Source organism: Planctomycetota bacterium, from assembly GCA_033763975.1.
Taxonomy (GTDB): domain Bacteria; phylum Planctomycetota; class Phycisphaerae; order Phycisphaerales; family UBA1924; genus RI-211.
In genome coordinates this window covers 21,504-35,317 of the sequence record JANRJM010000015.1, presented here as the reverse complement: position 1 = coordinate 35,317, position 13,814 = coordinate 21,504, and the positions used below count along the sequence as shown (strand labels likewise).

The following is a 13,814-nucleotide window of genomic DNA, read 5'->3' as shown; positions in this document are numbered from 1 at the left end:
CAGCCCCCGCCGCCCCGCCCGCGGCCAGCGGACCCGCGATCGAGAGCCCCATGGTCGGCACCTGCTACCTGGCCCCCAACCCCGACGCCGCCCCGTTCGTCAAGGTCGGCCAGAGCGTGACGCCCGACACCGTCGTCTGCCTCATCGAGGCCATGAAGGTCTTCAACGAGATCAAGGCCGAGAAGGGTGGCGTGATCGAGCAGATTCTGGTCAAGAACGGCCAGGCCGTCGAGTTCGGGCAGCGCATCTTCGCGATCCGACCCGCCTAGGACGCGAGTCCGCCGCGAAGCTTCCCGTGAGATAGAGCCCCATCGCTCGCCCGACGGCGGTCGTGCCCACAGTGTGATTCCTCAGCGAGTACCGAATGTTCAAGAGAGTCTTGATAGCGAACCGCGGCGAGATCGCTCTCCGCATCATGCGCGCCTGCCAGGAGATGGGCATCGAGACGGTGTGCGTGTACAGCACCGCCGACAAGGACGCCCCGTACCTGAAGCTCGCCGACCGCGCCATCTGCATCGGCCCGGGCCCGGCGAAGGAGTCGTACCTCAACATCGCGCGGATCATCGCCGCCGCCGAGATCGCCGACGTCGACGCCATCCACCCCGGCTATGGGTTCCTGTCCGAGCGCCCGGACTTCTCCGCCGCCTGCCGCGACTGCAAGATCGAGTTCATCGGCCCCTCGCCCGAGGCGATGCAGATGCTCGGCGACAAGGTGGACTGCAAGAAGACCGCCCGGGCCGCGGGCGTGCCGGTCTTCCCGGGGTCCGAGGACGCGATCGAGGACGAGGACGAGGCCGTCAAGGTCGCGGCGTCGATCGGGTACCCCGTCATCATCAAGGCCTCGGCCGGGGGCGGCGGTCGCGGCATGAAGGTCTGCCACAACGAGGCGACGCTGCGCTCGATGCTCCGCGTCGCGAGCCAGGAGGCCCAGGCCGCCTTCGGCAACGGCGCCGTGTTCATCGAGAAGTACCTGGAGCTCGCGCGCCACGTCGAGATCCAGATGCTCGGCGACAAGCACGGCAACGCCGTGTACCTCTGGGAGCGCGACTGCTCGATGCAGCGCCGGCACCAGAAGGTCATCGAGGAAGCCCCCGCGCCCCATGTCGACCGCGCGCGCCTCGAGAAGGTGTGCGAGGCCGCCGCCAAGATGATCAGGAACGCCAAGTACGCCGGCGCCGCCACGTGCGAGTTCCTGCTCGACGGCAAGGGCGACTTCTACATGCTCGAGGTCAACACCCGCGTGCAGGTCGAGCACCCGGTCACGGAACTCATCACCGGCATCGACATCGTGAAGATGTCGATCCGGATCGCCGCCGGCGAGAAGATCCCCTTCGCGCAGCGCGACATCACCATCCGCGGGCACGCGATCGAGTGCCGCATCAACGCCGAAGACCCCGACAAGAACTTCCGCCCCAGCGCCGGGCGCATCGACCTCTGGCAGCCCCCCGGCGGGCCGGGCGTGCGCCTCGATTCGCACGTCGTCCCCGGCTATGTCGTCCCGCCCAACTACGACTCGATGATCGCCAAGCTCATCGTCCACGCCGACACGCGCCAGGAAGCCCTGGACCGCGCCGCCCGCGCCCTGCGCGAGTTCAAGGTCGGGCCCATCAAGACCGTCATCCCGCTCCACCAGCGACTGATCGAGAACACCGACTTCCGCCGCGGCGGGGTCGACATCCACTACCTCGAACGCCTCCTCAAGCCCGGCGAGCGGTGAGCACGACTCGCCCCGCCCCGCGCCCGCAGCGTCAGCCCCCCGCGCCCGCCCGCATCTGCTCGATGAACCGGTTGCTCTCCGCGATCGCCGCTTCCATCTCGCGCAGCAGCGCCGACACGTCCGTCTCGATCCGCGCCGCGTTGCCCTGCAGCCCGGCGATCGCCGCCGCGTTCAGCTTGTGCTTCAGGTACAGCACCTGGTCGCCCAGCGCGCCCAGCACCGGGTCCATCTTGCGTTCCGCGGCCTGCATCGCCGCGTACAGCCGGTCGTACTGGCGCCGTGTGTCGTCCAGGTCGCGCTGCGACTCGCGCCGCAGCTGCTCGCTGTTGTACTCCCCCAGTTCCCGCTCCCATTCCTTGAACAGCGCCGCCGCCACCCGGTCCACCTCGCGGATCTCCGAGCGCACCGCGTCGGCCTGGTCCTTCGCGCGCTCGTGCTGGCGCGAGAGCGCCCGGTACTGCCCCTCCCACTCGCCCGCCGGCACCTTGGTGATCGCCAGGAACTCGTCGAGCGCGCTCGCGAACTGCGTCTTCGCCTTCTCCTGCTCGTCCCGCGCGTCCGTCACGGCGTCCACGAGCTGCTCGCGCTTCGCGTAGCCCAGTTGCTCCTTCAGCGCGATCTTCGCGCTCGAACACCCCGCCACTCCGACGCACGCACCCGCCAGCACGCACGCCAGCCCTGCTCTGAGAACACGCCGCATGTGCACCTCCGCGGCGCGATGGTACGGGCACCGGCGCTCCCGGGGGCGGGCACCGCCCCGGGAGTTCCCCGACGTGCATCCGCCCTCCGCGCGCGATCGAACCCCTCCCGCATGCCACGTGAACGCCTTCTTATCACCTCTCTCGACCTGCCCTATCCGCCCGCCGAGGTCTTCCCGTTCTTCGCCGACGCTGCGAACCTTGACGCCATCACGCCCCCGCACCTGCGGTTCCGGATCCTCACCCCGCCCCCCATCCGCATGCAGGTCGGAACGCTGATCGACTACTCGATCCGCCTGCGGGGCGTGCCCATGGGCTGGCGCACGCGCATCAGCGCGTGGGATCCCCCGCACCGCTTCGTCGACGAGCAGATCCGGGGTCCCTACGCCCTCTGGGTGCACGAGCACACGTTCGAGCCCACACCGACGGGAACGCGATGCCGCGATGTCGTCCGCTACGCGCACCACGGCGGCCCGCTCGTCGAGCGGCTCCTCGTGCGCCCGGACATCGAGCGGATCTTCGCGTTCCGAAACGCCGCACTCGCGCGCCGGTTCGCGGCACCCCCGATCACGCTGGGCCCGGCGCCCCTCACGGCGTCGATGGCGGCCCCTCTCGCCGCAGCACCTCAGCCAGGTGTCTGACCGCCGCCTCGCTCTGCGCGATCGTCGTCCGCAGGTTCTCTCGCGCCGCGTCGTACGCCGCCAGCCCCTCGTCCGAGATCGGCGCCGGTACGAACTCCCCCGAGTCGCGGCTGTGTTTCAGGTACAACGCGCGGTCCGTCAACTCCCGCCGCACCGGCGCGAGCGTCGCCAGCGACCGGCGCAGCGACGCCGTCGCTTCGTCGAGCGCTACCCGCAGCGCCCCCAGCCGGGCCGACGCGCTCTCCCGCAGCGCCGCGTCGTTGTACAGGCGCAGCTCCGCCTTCCACTGCTCCGCCAGGTCCGCCGCCCGCGCGTCCGCGGCCCGCATGGCGGCCTCCGCGCTGCTGATGCGAGAATCGGCGCGCAGCAGCCCGCGCCGGGCCCGGTCGTACGCCGCCGCGGGCGTCAACGCCTCGAGCTCCACCGACCGCAGGCTTTCCAGCGTCTCGAGCAGCCCGTCCCCCGCCTCACGCTGATGGTGCAGCGCCGTGTTCATCGCCCGCGTCGCGGCGCCCGTCCGATCGCGGACGAACGGCTCCGCGACCGGCGGCGACGTCGCGCAGCCGTACGGCCCCGCGCCCGCCAGCACCAGCGACCCCAGCACCAGCCGCGCGAGCATCACCACGCCCCGCCGTCGCGCTCGCCCGGTCATGGCGTCCCCTCCCGAATCACGCGGCACAGCAGCGCCAGCAATCGCCCGGCCACCGGCCCGGGCGTCCCATCGCCCACAGGCCGCCCGTCAAGCGTGGTGACGCTCGTCACCATCGTCAGCGTGCCGCACAGCATCACCTCGCGCGCGTCGCGCAGGTCGTGGGGCGTGAGGCGTCCCTCGCGGAGGTCGATCCCCGCGCCCGACGCCGCCTCGAGCAGCAGGTCGCGCGTTACGCCCGCCAGGATCGGCACGTCGTCGAGCGCGGGCGTGATCGCCACCGGCCGGCCCTCGCGCGACACCACCGCCACCAGGTTCGCCGAGGTCGATTCCGCCGCGAGCGCGCCGCCCGGGCACCCATCGCGCACGAAGATCGCGTCCTCCGCGCCGGCCTCGTGCGCCTCGAACCCGCCCAGCACGCTGCCCATGAGCGAGATGGACTTCAGCCGCCCCCGCAGCCAGCGCGTGTCGCGCACCGTGACGCACGACTTCGTCGGGGGCGTCGCATAGGCCTCCAGCCCCGGCGCGGGCACCGCGTACGCGAACACCGTCGGCGTGAGCGTCCCCGCGGGCACCCGCGTGCGCACCGGCTGGCCCGGCCCGGGCGTCCCCCGCGTCACCTGCACGTAGATGAACGCGTCGCGCAGCCCGTTCGCCTCCAGCAGGCGCGCGCACACGCCGTCCAGGCGGGACGCGTCGAACGGGATCCGTGCCGCGTCCAGCCCCGCGCGCAGGCGCGCCACGTGCCGTGCCGCCCCGACGACCCGCCCACCGAACGCGCGCAGCCCCTCGTACACCCCGTCGCCGAACAGGAACCCGCGGTCGAGCGGGCTCACCGTCGCCCGCTCCAGCGGCATCAACTCGTCGTGCAGAAGGACGATCACGCCGCCAGCGTAGCCGACGCCGCCCACGGGCGCACCGGTCGTCACGCCGTCGCACCCGCCCCGCCCGTAACCCGCCCGTAACCCGCCCCGATTCGGACCCACCCAGTTCGGTACACTGCGCCGACCAGGGAGGAACTCGCATGCGCTCCACGCTGCTCGCCGTCGCGCTGCTCGGGATGATCATGCTCGTCGGAGGGTGCAAGGGCCAGGACAAGGCCATGGGCCTGCGATATGTCCCCGCCAAGTCCACCGCCAACCCCGCCGACGCGCCCGTGTACGTCCTGCTCACGAAAGAAGCCCACGGCCTGCCGTCCAACCGCAACAACCAGCGCATCATCGGCGAGATCGTCCACCGCAACGGGAAGAAGCAGGCCGACATCCTCTCCGCCTTCCCCATCAACGAGTGGGCCCGCAACGCCATCGCGGGCGAACTGCGGGCCGCGGGCGTCAACGCGAGCGAAGCCGACGCGTTCCCCGCCGGGGCGCCCGTGGTCGAATCGACCATCACGCGGATGCAGTCGAAGACCGACCTGTCGTTCTCGACCGCCCAGGTCACCGCGACGCTGGGCGTGGAGTTCGTCGTGACCGCGCCGGGCGGCACGAAGCAGACCTTCGCCGCGCAGGCCGAGGGCACCGCCAAGGGGTCGCAAGGCCCGCTCATCAACTGTCGCGACGCGTACGAGCGGGCCATGCAGGCGGTGCTGCGGGAGGCCGTGCCCAAGATCGTCCGATCGCTGCGGTAGGCTTGCACTCGGGGGGGGTTGGAAAGTGCGCGCTCCCCGTGTATTCTGAATGGCCCAGGAGCCCGCCCATGGCCAGCATGATCCAGTTCACCAACAACTACCGGGACTGCTCGACCGACGCCGGCTACCAGTTCGAGTTCTACTGCGACGGGTGCGGCACGGGGTGCATGTCGCCCTTCAAGCCGAGCAAGTTCGGCATGGCCGGCTCGATGCTCCGGGCCGCCAGCAGCTTCTTCAGCGGCGCGGGGGCCGTCAGCGGCGCCGCCGATCAGGGCAAGGACCTGATGCGCGGCAAGGAGCGCGACGAAGCCCTGCGCGACGCGGTGATCGAGGCTAAGAAGCAGTTCAAGCTGTGCGGGCGCTGCGGGAAGTGGGTCTGCGAGGCCGCCTGCTGGAACGAAAAGCGGAACATGTGCGAGCGGTGCGCGCCGGACCTCGACGAAGAACTCGCCGCCGCCCAGGACCAGGGCCGCATGCAGTGGATGCAGCGCAAGGCCTTCACCACCGACATGATCGCCGACATGGACATCACCAAGGACGGCGGGGGCAGGAAGGCCCTGGGTGCCTCCTGCACCAACTGCGGCGCCGAGGTCACCGGCAAGTTCTGCGGGCAGTGCGGCACGCCCGCGCCCGGCGGTAAACGCATGTGCACCAACTGTGGGACCGAGGCCGGGCCCACCGCCAAGTTCTGCGGCACGTGCGGCAACAAGATCTAGCGGGCCGCCGCATCGATGTCCGGCCCCGCGCCCAGCCCCCGGTGCCGCGCGCGGCAATCGGCTAGGCGCCGCGCGTCAGTTCGTTCGCGAGCCGCACGCAATCCAGCGGATCGCGCGCCAGCGCGTCGGCCCCCACCTGTCGCCACAGCCCGGGATAGGCGTCGAACGGGCGGCCACCCACGATCACCCGAGGCATCGCGGGCCCCAGCGTCCCGCGCAGGGCGCGGATCGTGTCCTCCGCCTCGCGCACGTGCGCCGGGATCGCCGCCGACAGCACCAGCACGTCCGCCTTGAAGTCCGCGCAGCCGAGCGCCAGGTCCTCGCGCGGCATGTCCACGCCCAGGTACACCACCCGCCACCCGTCGAGCTCCAGCAGGTCGCTCGCCATCCGCGGGCCCACCTCGTGGGCGTTCCCCGCCACGCCCGCGCACACCGCCGTCTTCCCGCGCGCGGGCGCTCGGGTTGCCATCCCCGCCAGGCGCGACATCACGATGAGCGTGGTCGCCGTCGCGAAGTGCTCTTCCGCGATGTGCACCTCGCCCATGTGCCACATCCGCCCGATCTCCTGCAGCACCGGCGTCAGCACGCCCGTGTAGATCTCCGCCGTCCCCACCCCGCGCCCCGCGAGCGCCGCGACCACCTCCCACGCCCGCACCCGCTCGCCCTCCAGCAGCGCGAGCATGTACTCGCCCGCCGCACGCTCCAGGCCCGGGCCCGCCCGCAGGAACGCCGGCGGCTCGGGCGCGTCGCCCGCCAGGTCGGCCCTCGCCGGGCGGAGATACGCCAGCACCAGTTCGCGGTCCTCCTCCGGCACGTGGCGGGGAAGCACCCCCGCGAGCGCGTCGAGCGCCGCCGCCAGGTCGCTTACCCGCACCCCGCGCGATGCGTACGCGACCCGCGCCCAGCCCATCTGCGAACGGAACATCTCCGGCAGGCCCGCCGCCAACGCGTCCGACAGGTCGACCACCCGCGCGCCGATCGCCTCGCGCCAGCGGTCGGCACCCTGCGCGCCCGCGCGCGCCACCACGTCCGCGTCGGCCAGGAGGAGGGCCGTCACCGCGTCGCGCGCGATCTCCGCCGCCGCTTCTCGCAGCAGCGCTCCGACCAGCGCACCCCCGATATCCCCGGTGTCGTCCTGCATGCGTGCCGCCCGGCGGGAACAGCGTAGAACCGCCGCGGGCTCAGCGCGGGGGCGCGCCGTCATCGTCCGAGTCTTCGGGCAGCCGGTCGTCGAAATCCGGCATCACGCGGGCGACCGACCCCCAGTCCAGCCGGTCGCCCTCGTCCAGCGTCGGCGCGTCCGCCCCCGCGAGCGTGCGGAGCCGCGCCACCGTCCGGTCGTCCAGGTCCCGCCGCGCCTTCCACGCTTCCCCCAGCGGGCTCTCCTTCGATCCCCCGCTCCACTGCTCGGCCATCAACTCCCCGAACCGCGTGGTCGCCTCCTGCTCGCGCTCTTCGATCAACTGCGCCAGCCGATCGTTCAGCGGCATCACGTCGCGCCGGTACGCCGCCTCGAGCCGGTCCAGTTCTCCCGCCCGCTCCGCGTCGATGCCCGCCTTCCGCACGGCCGCCGCGAGTTTCGCGACGCCGTTCTTCTGGTACACGCCCGGGAAGCTCCGCGCCCGGAACGCGCGGTCGAACGCCGCCGCCGCATTCGCGTCGAGCAGCCCCGCGATCTCCCGCGCGTACCGCCGGTTCATGTCGCGCACGCGGAACGCGTCCTGAAAGAGCTCCGCGATGATCTCCTGGACGAGCTTCATGTTGTCATCCAGGTTGGGTGTCGACATCGCCTTCTCGAAGACCTTCGCCAGCGTCGCCTCGCGGACGCGCAGCACGCGGTCGATGTCCTCTTCCCACCGGAGCAGCGCCGCCCCGACCTCGCCCTCCCGCGGGACCTTGAGCTCCTCGCACAGCGCGTTCAGGTCCACCTGCGACCCCGACGCGAACGCGAACCGCATCCCCACCTCGCGCCGGCGCGCCCGCTCGACACCTCCGAACCTGGCCTCCTGCTCGGGCGTCAGCACCGCCCGCAGGTTGTCGAAGAACTCGCGCTCCACGACCTCGATCTGCTTCGACGTTTCCAGGGCGATCCGCTGCCCCTCGGCCCGGACGGCGTTCCAATCGCCCGCCTCCCGTGCCTTCTCGTGCGCCGCCTTGAACTTCGCCCGCCCCTCCCGCATCGCCGCGCCGTACTGCAGGCGGTACGTCTCGTGCAGCGTCCGCACGATCTCCCGCTGGTCCGCCGTCAGGCCCAGCATGTCGGCAAACTTCGCGACGCTCGCCCGGGGCACGACCTGCCCCATCGGCCCGAGTTGATCCGCCAGGTCCTGCCCGCCCGCCCTGGGTGTGCCCAGCGCCAGCGCAACCAGCGCGACGAGCACCCGCGCCCACGCCCCAACACCCGCCCACGCCGCTCGGAACATCGCGCACCTCCCGTGCGCGACTTTACCACGGGGCGCCCCGCCGGGTTGCGGGGAGTTGTTACGTGGTGCTTAGTGCGTTGGGAGCCTCCGTCCGGTGCGGGAGGCCATGGCCGCGGCTTGCGTCCGCTCCGCCGGCGCCGGCTACTTCTTCTCGTCCGCCTCGTCCTCGCCGAAGTCAGGCATCGCGCAGTGCCCGCCGTGCTTCACGTGGTAGTCCTGGTGGTACTCCTCGGCGGCGTAGAACGCCCCCGCCTCGCTCACCGGCACCACCTGCGTCGCGATGCCCCGCAGCATGTACCGCGTCGTCTTGCGCTGCGCCTCGATGAACGCCGTCGCCTGGTCCTGCTGCGTGCCGTCCGCCGTGAACACCGCCGAGCGGTACTGCGTGCCGATGTCCGGGCCCTGGCGGTTCACCTGCGACGCGTCGTGGATCTTGAAGAACACCTCGAGCAGTTTCTGGTACGACACCCGCGCCGGATCGAACGTCACCCGCACCGTCTCGGCGTGCCCGGTGTCCTCGGTGCACACCTGCTTGTACGTCGGGTTCGGGGTCCGCCCGCCCATGTACCCGCTCACCGCGTCGATCACGCCCGGAATCTGCTGGAAGCGGTCTTCCACGCCCCAGAAGCACCCGCCCGCGAAGTACGCCGTCGCCGTCTTCACCGGCATCGACGCCTCGGGCATCGCCGTGCCCTTCTCGTGGAACGTCAGCGATGCGCTGTTCAGGCAGTAGCGCAGCCCCGTCGGACGCGGGCCGTCCTCGAAGACGTGCCCCAGGTGCCCGTCGCACCGCGCGCACACGATCTCCGTCCGCACCATCCCGTGCGATTCGTCGCGGACTTCGCCCACGTGCGCCGGGTCATACGGCTTGAAGAAACTGGGCCACCCCGTCCCGCTGTTGAACTTCGCCTCCGAACTGAACAGCGGCAGGCCGCACAGGCGGCATGCGTACGTCCCGTCCAACTTGTTGTCCAGGAGGTTCCCGCAGAACGCCGGCTCCGTGCCCTTGCGCAGCAGCACCCGACGCTCTTCCTCCGTCAATGTCGTCGCGAGCGCCTCGACCTGCTTGGCGTCCAGCCGCGTGATGTCATGCCCGGACTTGGAGTACCGCACGCCTCCGGTGGGGCCCGCGGGTGTCTGCGTCTTCATGGTGGAGTTTCCCGGTTGGGCCGATTTTCCAGGCTGCGACGCCGCCAGCACCCACGCCGCCGTGCACACCGCCACGAACACCATCACGGCAAACAACGCCACGGACTTCATGGGATCGCCTCCCGCGACGGTCACCGGTGAGCGACCCGCTCCCGATCATTCGCCGCGACTCCCGCGCCGGATGAGCGCGGAGCGGGCAGGCGTCATACGGCCTGCGCCATCCCCATGTTCGATGCCCGCCGCCGTCACCCGTGACAGATTCAGGCCCGGCGCCGGCGCACGCCCGCCGCCACCAGCCCCGCCAGACCGCACACACCCACCCCGGGCCCCGGCACGCTGTTCACCCGCACGAAAAAGTTGTCATAGTCGACCGTGTTGAGATAGGTCGGACCGGTCGAACTGTTCACCGCGATGAACCCGAACCGGATCGGCGCGCCCGTGGCGCTGAAGTCGATCGTCCCGCCGCCTCCCGGCGCCGAGAAGTCCGCCGCCGTCAACCCCGTAAATGTCGTCGTGCCCCACAAGCCCGACGAACCGGTCACCTCATATCCCGCGGCGTACACCGTCTGCCCCTGTTTGGCGCCCAGACGCACTGCCTGCCCGTCCCCGCCGACCCCCTCGACAAACCGGTGATCGATCGAGAAATCCACTGTCAGGATCGCGCCCTGCGTCGACGCGTTGTACCGCGTCGCCTGGTCGGTGCCGAAGCGGCTGAAGGCGTACACCGTCCCCCCGCCTTCCACGGTGTTCTGCACGCGGCGTGCGAACCCGGGGTTCCCCGTCGAGACCTGCGACGCCGCCGAGGTGCCGCCCGGCCCCACGGTCACGAGTTCCTGACCCCACGTGGAAGGCGCAAAGGTACCGTCCGAGAACGTGACGCTCCCGCAGGCGAGACTTGTGAACACACACATAAACGCCGTGCCGGCAAAGAGTTTCGTCATGTGGCGCTCCTTCGCCATGGAGACTACACCCGCGCGCGCAAAAGACAAGCCCCGGCTGCCATTCACGCTTTACGCCAAGCGCCGCAAGCACCCCGCACGATCTTCTCGACGCCCGGGAACACGCCGCCCCGCCCGACGCGCTACCCTTCTCCCCCGCGTCGCACCGCGGCGTTGTCCCGAAAGGTCTTCCGTTCCATGCCGATCCTCACCCTGGGCTGGTCGTGGTGGGCGTTCGCGGTCCTCGCGATCGTCTTCCTCATCATTTGCGTCATGCTCGTCCTCACGGTGCTCATCCAGAAGCCCCAGGGAGGCGGGCTCGCCAGCGCCTTCGGCGGCGGGGGCGCCGGCTCCGGGCAGACCGCCTTCGGCGCCAAGACCGGCGACGCGCTCACCGTCTTCACGCTCATCATGTTCATCGCGTACATCGTCTTCGCGGTCACGCTGAACTTCGCCTCCAAGGGGCTCATCCAGGCCCAGCGCCCGCAGGAGACAACGTCCGAGGCGGGCTCCGCCGACGGCGCCGCGGCGCCCGCCACGGGCGAAGCCCCCGCCACCGGCGGCACGCCGGCGACCACCCCGCCCCCGGCGGGCGATGCGCCGCCGCCCGCCACGGGGGACACGCCCCCCGCGGCCCCCGCCACCGGCGAGGCTCCCGCGCCGACCCCGACACCACCTTCACCCACGCCGCAGACGCCCCCCGGGCGTTGACCTTCCGGAGAACCTCGTGGTCCGAAGCATGACCGGCTACGGGGACGCCTCGACCACCGCCGAGGGCGTCCATTACTTCCTCGAAGTCCGCTCCCTCAACAACAAGTACTTCAAGGCGACCATCCGCCTCGCCGAGGCCTTCCAGGGCCTCGAGGCCGAGTTCGAGTCGCGCCTGCGCGAGCGCATCGCCCGCGGCACGGTGACGGTCAGCGCCCGCTGCGCCGACGCCTCCGAGCAGGCCGCCTACGAGATCAACACCAAGGCCCTCGCCCGCTACGTCGAGCAGTTGCGTGGCGTCACGCTCGACAACGCCGCGTTCGACATCGGGGCGCTCCTCACCCTCCCCGGCGTGCTCCAGCCCCCCGCGTCCGAGGAAGACACGCTCGCCCGCGCGCGCGACGCCTTCCTCCCCCTGCTCGACCGCGCCTGCGATCGCCTGATGGAAATGCGCGAGCGCGAGGGGCGCGTGCTGGTCGCCGACATCAGCGCGCACCTGGACTTCATCGCCGATCGCCTGGGCGTCGTGAGCGCCCGCGCCCCTGGCGTCATCGCCGACTACGAGTCGCGCCTGCGCCAGCGGATCGACGCGCTCATCAAGGAGGCCGGCCTGTCCCTCCAGCCCGCCGACCTCATCCGCGAGATCGCCGTCTACGCCGAGCGGACCGACATCGCCGAGGAGATCAAGCGTCTCTCGGCCCACCTCGACCAGTTCCGCGACCTCCTGCAGGGCTCCAACGCCCGCCCCATCGGGCGCACGCTGGACTTCCTCGCCCAGGAGATGCTCCGCGAGGCGAACACCATCGCCAGCAAGAGCCCCGACGCCGCCATCTCCAAGGCGACCGTCGACATCAAGGGCGCCATCGACCGCATCAAGGAGCAGTCGCAGAACCTGGAGTAGGGATACAGTCCCGCTGTCGCCTCGGGTGCCGGGTGGGAGGTGCTGCATGCTGGGACGTCCCGCGCAGGTGATCGCCGTGCTCGCCCTGTGCCTGTCGGGCGCCGCCGCGGGCGCTATCCCGCCGGTGCTGCTGAACCCGCGCGCCCTGCCGTCGTCGGCCTCGGAGGGCGACCGCTCCGACGAGTGGCTGGCCGAGCGGGTCGCCGCGCTCGACGCCGACGATCTCTCGACCCGCGACACCGCCGCCCGCGACATCATCGTCGAGGCCGACCTGCCCCTCATCGAGCGGGCCCTCGCCCGCGCCGATCTCTCGCCCGAGCAGCGCACCCGTCTGGACGCGCTCGCGTTCTCCCGCTTCCGGATGGAACCCCGCGGCGCGATGGGCGTGTCGTTCTCCGGCTTTTCGAGCCCGCAGGGGGTGGAGCTCTCCGCCACCGTCGCCGGGTTCGACGCCGCGCGTGAACTCCGCGCGGGCGACATCATCCGCGCGATGGACGGGCTTCCCGTGCGGGTCACCAACGACGCGCGCGCGATCATCCTGTCCCACGACCCGGGCGACGAAGTGACCGTCGAGATCGCCCGACAGGGCGAGGTGCGGGCCGTCACGCTGCGCCTGGGACGCTTCGTCGACCTGCAGAACGCCGCGAGCCCCGACGACGACACGCTGGCCGCCGCGTGGGCCATCCGCGCCGCCCGCCGCGCGCCGCCCGCGCCAGAGGTGCTCGACACGGGCATGACTCCGGAGCGGTTCGCCGCCATCTCGCGCCGGGCCGACCGGGCGCCCGTCGCGGTCCAGCCGCCCGCGGCCCGCCTCGCCCCCGGCGGGGCAGGCCGCCCCGTCAGCCACGCCGAGCAGGAGTTCCTCATCCCGCGCTCCGGCACGGGCGATCCGGAGCTCGACGCCCTTCGCGCCCAGATCCTCCAGTTGGACAACAACGTACGCCAGCGCGATCGGGCCCTGACAAACGAGCGCAACCCCGCACGGCGTGAGGCGCTGCTCCGCGTGCTCATGAACGAGCGCGCCACCCTGAACGCGATGCGCGCCAAGCTCGACGAACTCGCGCGCCAACGCCGCAAGATCGTCCGCTAGCGCTCGCCCAGCGCGCCCCGCAGCACCGCCGCCGCCTTCGAGACGATCGCGTGGTCCGACGCCTCGGGCTCCGCGACCTCCAGCGCCCGGCGCGCCTTCTCGCGCGTCTTGTGCCGGCGCGTCGCCTGCTCGTCGTGCGGGAAGGACTCGACGTCCGACACGTTGTCGTACGCGTCGGCCAGCTTGACGAGCTTCGTCCGCCAGCACGACGCGCGCAGGCGCCCGAAGTACTCCTCCTCGCGCTGCGCCTCGGGCAGCATCGCGAGGTTCGTCAGGTTCGCCACGATCTTCGCGACCTCGGCGCCGAAGCGCTCCTCGATGTCCTCGAAGTCGGTCGTGGTGTCCTCGATGGTGTCGTGCAGCAGGGCCGCCGCCAGCACCGTCTCGTCGGTGCACCCGAAGACCACCGCGACGGTGAGCGCCACGCGCGTGACGTGCGAGGCGTAGGGCGTGCGCCCGTCCTTGCGGAGCTGGTGCCGGTGCGCCCGCTGCGCGAAGTGCGAAGCCTCCTGCCACAGCGGCGAAACTGTTCTGGGTGCGTCGGCCATGGCCCACCC

Annotated in this window: 16 protein-coding genes; 8 read left to right on the top strand and 8 right to left on the bottom strand. The window is 71.5% G+C overall.

Annotated elements, in window-relative coordinates:
• Together SFY69_09975 and accC are read left to right on the top strand one after the other, a co-directional pair.
• The coding region (locus SFY69_09975) for a biotin/lipoyl-containing protein (protein ID MDX2132368.1) at window positions 1–269 on the top strand (269 nt) is incomplete at its 5' end.
• Between the two features lie 95 nt (window positions 270–364).
• Window positions 365–1,717, top strand: coding sequence for an acetyl-CoA carboxylase biotin carboxylase subunit (gene accC / locus SFY69_09970; GenBank protein MDX2132367.1), 1,353 nt, complete (start codon window positions 365–367; stop codon window positions 1,715–1,717).
• 31 nt (window positions 1,718–1,748) lie between these two features.
• Here the strand turns inward: accC and SFY69_09965 are convergent, their stop codons facing one another.
• A complete protein-coding gene (locus tag SFY69_09965) occupies window positions 1,749–2,417 on the bottom strand; it encodes a DUF2959 family protein (GenBank protein MDX2132366.1) in 669 nt (222 codons plus the stop codon).
• Window positions 2,418–2,528: 111 nt separating this feature from the next.
• On the opposite strand from SFY69_09965, the gene SFY69_09960 reads away from it, so the two are divergent.
• Complete coding sequence (locus SFY69_09960) at window positions 2,529–3,056, top strand: SRPBCC family protein (GenBank protein MDX2132365.1); 528 nt, start codon at window positions 2,529–2,531, stop codon at window positions 3,054–3,056.
• Here the strand turns inward: SFY69_09960 and SFY69_09955 are convergent.
• The gene (locus SFY69_09955) at window positions 3,004–3,708 is read right to left on the bottom strand and encodes a DUF2959 family protein (protein MDX2132364.1); all 705 of its coding nucleotides are present in this window, start codon (window positions 3,706–3,708) and stop codon (window positions 3,004–3,006) included. The two genes, SFY69_09960 and SFY69_09955, sit on opposite strands and share 53 nt — an antisense overlap.
• Window positions 3,705–4,589: an aminotransferase class IV gene (locus tag SFY69_09950; protein ID MDX2132363.1), complete on the bottom strand. Its 885-nt coding sequence runs from the start codon at window positions 4,587–4,589 to the stop codon at window positions 3,705–3,707. The genes SFY69_09955 and SFY69_09950 overlap by 4 nt, the downstream gene beginning before the upstream one ends.
• A gap of 140 nt (window positions 4,590–4,729) precedes the next feature.
• Here SFY69_09950 and SFY69_09945 point away from each other — a divergent pair, with 140 nt between their 5' ends.
• Window positions 4,730–5,332 carry a hypothetical protein gene (locus tag SFY69_09945; protein MDX2132362.1) on the top strand — a complete coding sequence of 201 codons (603 nt, stop codon included), beginning with the start codon at window positions 4,730–4,732 and terminating at the stop codon, window positions 5,330–5,332.
• 68 nt (window positions 5,333–5,400) lie between these two features.
• Complete coding sequence (locus SFY69_09940; GenBank protein MDX2132361.1) at window positions 5,401–6,048, top strand: zinc ribbon domain-containing protein; 648 nt, start codon at window positions 5,401–5,403, stop codon at window positions 6,046–6,048.
• Window positions 6,049–6,109: 61 nt separating this feature from the next.
• Here SFY69_09940 and SFY69_09935 read toward each other — a convergent pair whose 3' ends face one another.
• From SFY69_09935 to SFY69_09920, 4 genes are all read right to left on the bottom strand, one after another.
• Window positions 6,110–7,189, bottom strand: coding sequence for a cobalamin-dependent protein (locus SFY69_09935; GenBank protein ID MDX2132360.1), 1,080 nt, complete (start codon window positions 7,187–7,189; stop codon window positions 6,110–6,112).
• Window positions 7,190–7,229: 40 nt separating this feature from the next.
• A complete protein-coding gene (locus SFY69_09930; protein MDX2132359.1) occupies window positions 7,230–8,471 on the bottom strand; it encodes a Spy/CpxP family protein refolding chaperone in 1,242 nt (413 codons plus the stop codon).
• A 141-nt stretch (window positions 8,472–8,612) separates the two neighbouring features.
• A complete protein-coding gene (locus tag SFY69_09925; protein MDX2132358.1) occupies window positions 8,613–9,731 on the bottom strand; it encodes a bifunctional methionine sulfoxide reductase B/A protein in 1,119 nt (372 codons plus the stop codon).
• Between the two features lie 149 nt (window positions 9,732–9,880).
• Window positions 9,881–10,561 (bottom strand): hypothetical protein, encoded by a 681-nt coding sequence (locus SFY69_09920; protein ID MDX2132357.1) that lies wholly within the window; start codon window positions 10,559–10,561, stop codon window positions 9,881–9,883.
• A 195-nt stretch (window positions 10,562–10,756) separates the two neighbouring features.
• Between SFY69_09920 and secG the strand changes: the two genes are divergently transcribed.
• The 3 genes from secG to SFY69_09905 are packed head-to-tail and all read left to right on the top strand — an operon-like array spanning window position 10,757 to window position 13,257.
• On the top strand, window positions 10,757–11,269 hold the full coding sequence (secG, locus tag SFY69_09915) for a preprotein translocase subunit SecG (protein MDX2132356.1): 513 nt from the start codon (window positions 10,757–10,759) through the stop codon (window positions 11,267–11,269).
• Between the two features lie 16 nt (window positions 11,270–11,285).
• Window positions 11,286–12,167 (top strand): YicC/YloC family endoribonuclease, encoded by an 882-nt coding sequence (locus SFY69_09910; protein ID MDX2132355.1) that lies wholly within the window; start codon window positions 11,286–11,288, stop codon window positions 12,165–12,167.
• A gap of 46 nt (window positions 12,168–12,213) precedes the next feature.
• Window positions 12,214–13,257: a PDZ domain-containing protein gene (locus SFY69_09905; protein ID MDX2132354.1), complete on the top strand. Its 1,044-nt coding sequence runs from the start codon at window positions 12,214–12,216 to the stop codon at window positions 13,255–13,257.
• On the opposite strand, the gene SFY69_09900 is transcribed toward SFY69_09905, so the two are convergent.
• Window positions 13,254–13,805: an HD domain-containing protein gene (locus SFY69_09900; protein MDX2132353.1), complete on the bottom strand. Its 552-nt coding sequence runs from the start codon at window positions 13,803–13,805 to the stop codon at window positions 13,254–13,256. The two genes, SFY69_09905 and SFY69_09900, sit on opposite strands and share 4 nt — an antisense overlap.
• Window positions 13,806–13,814: the final 9 nt, after the last annotated feature.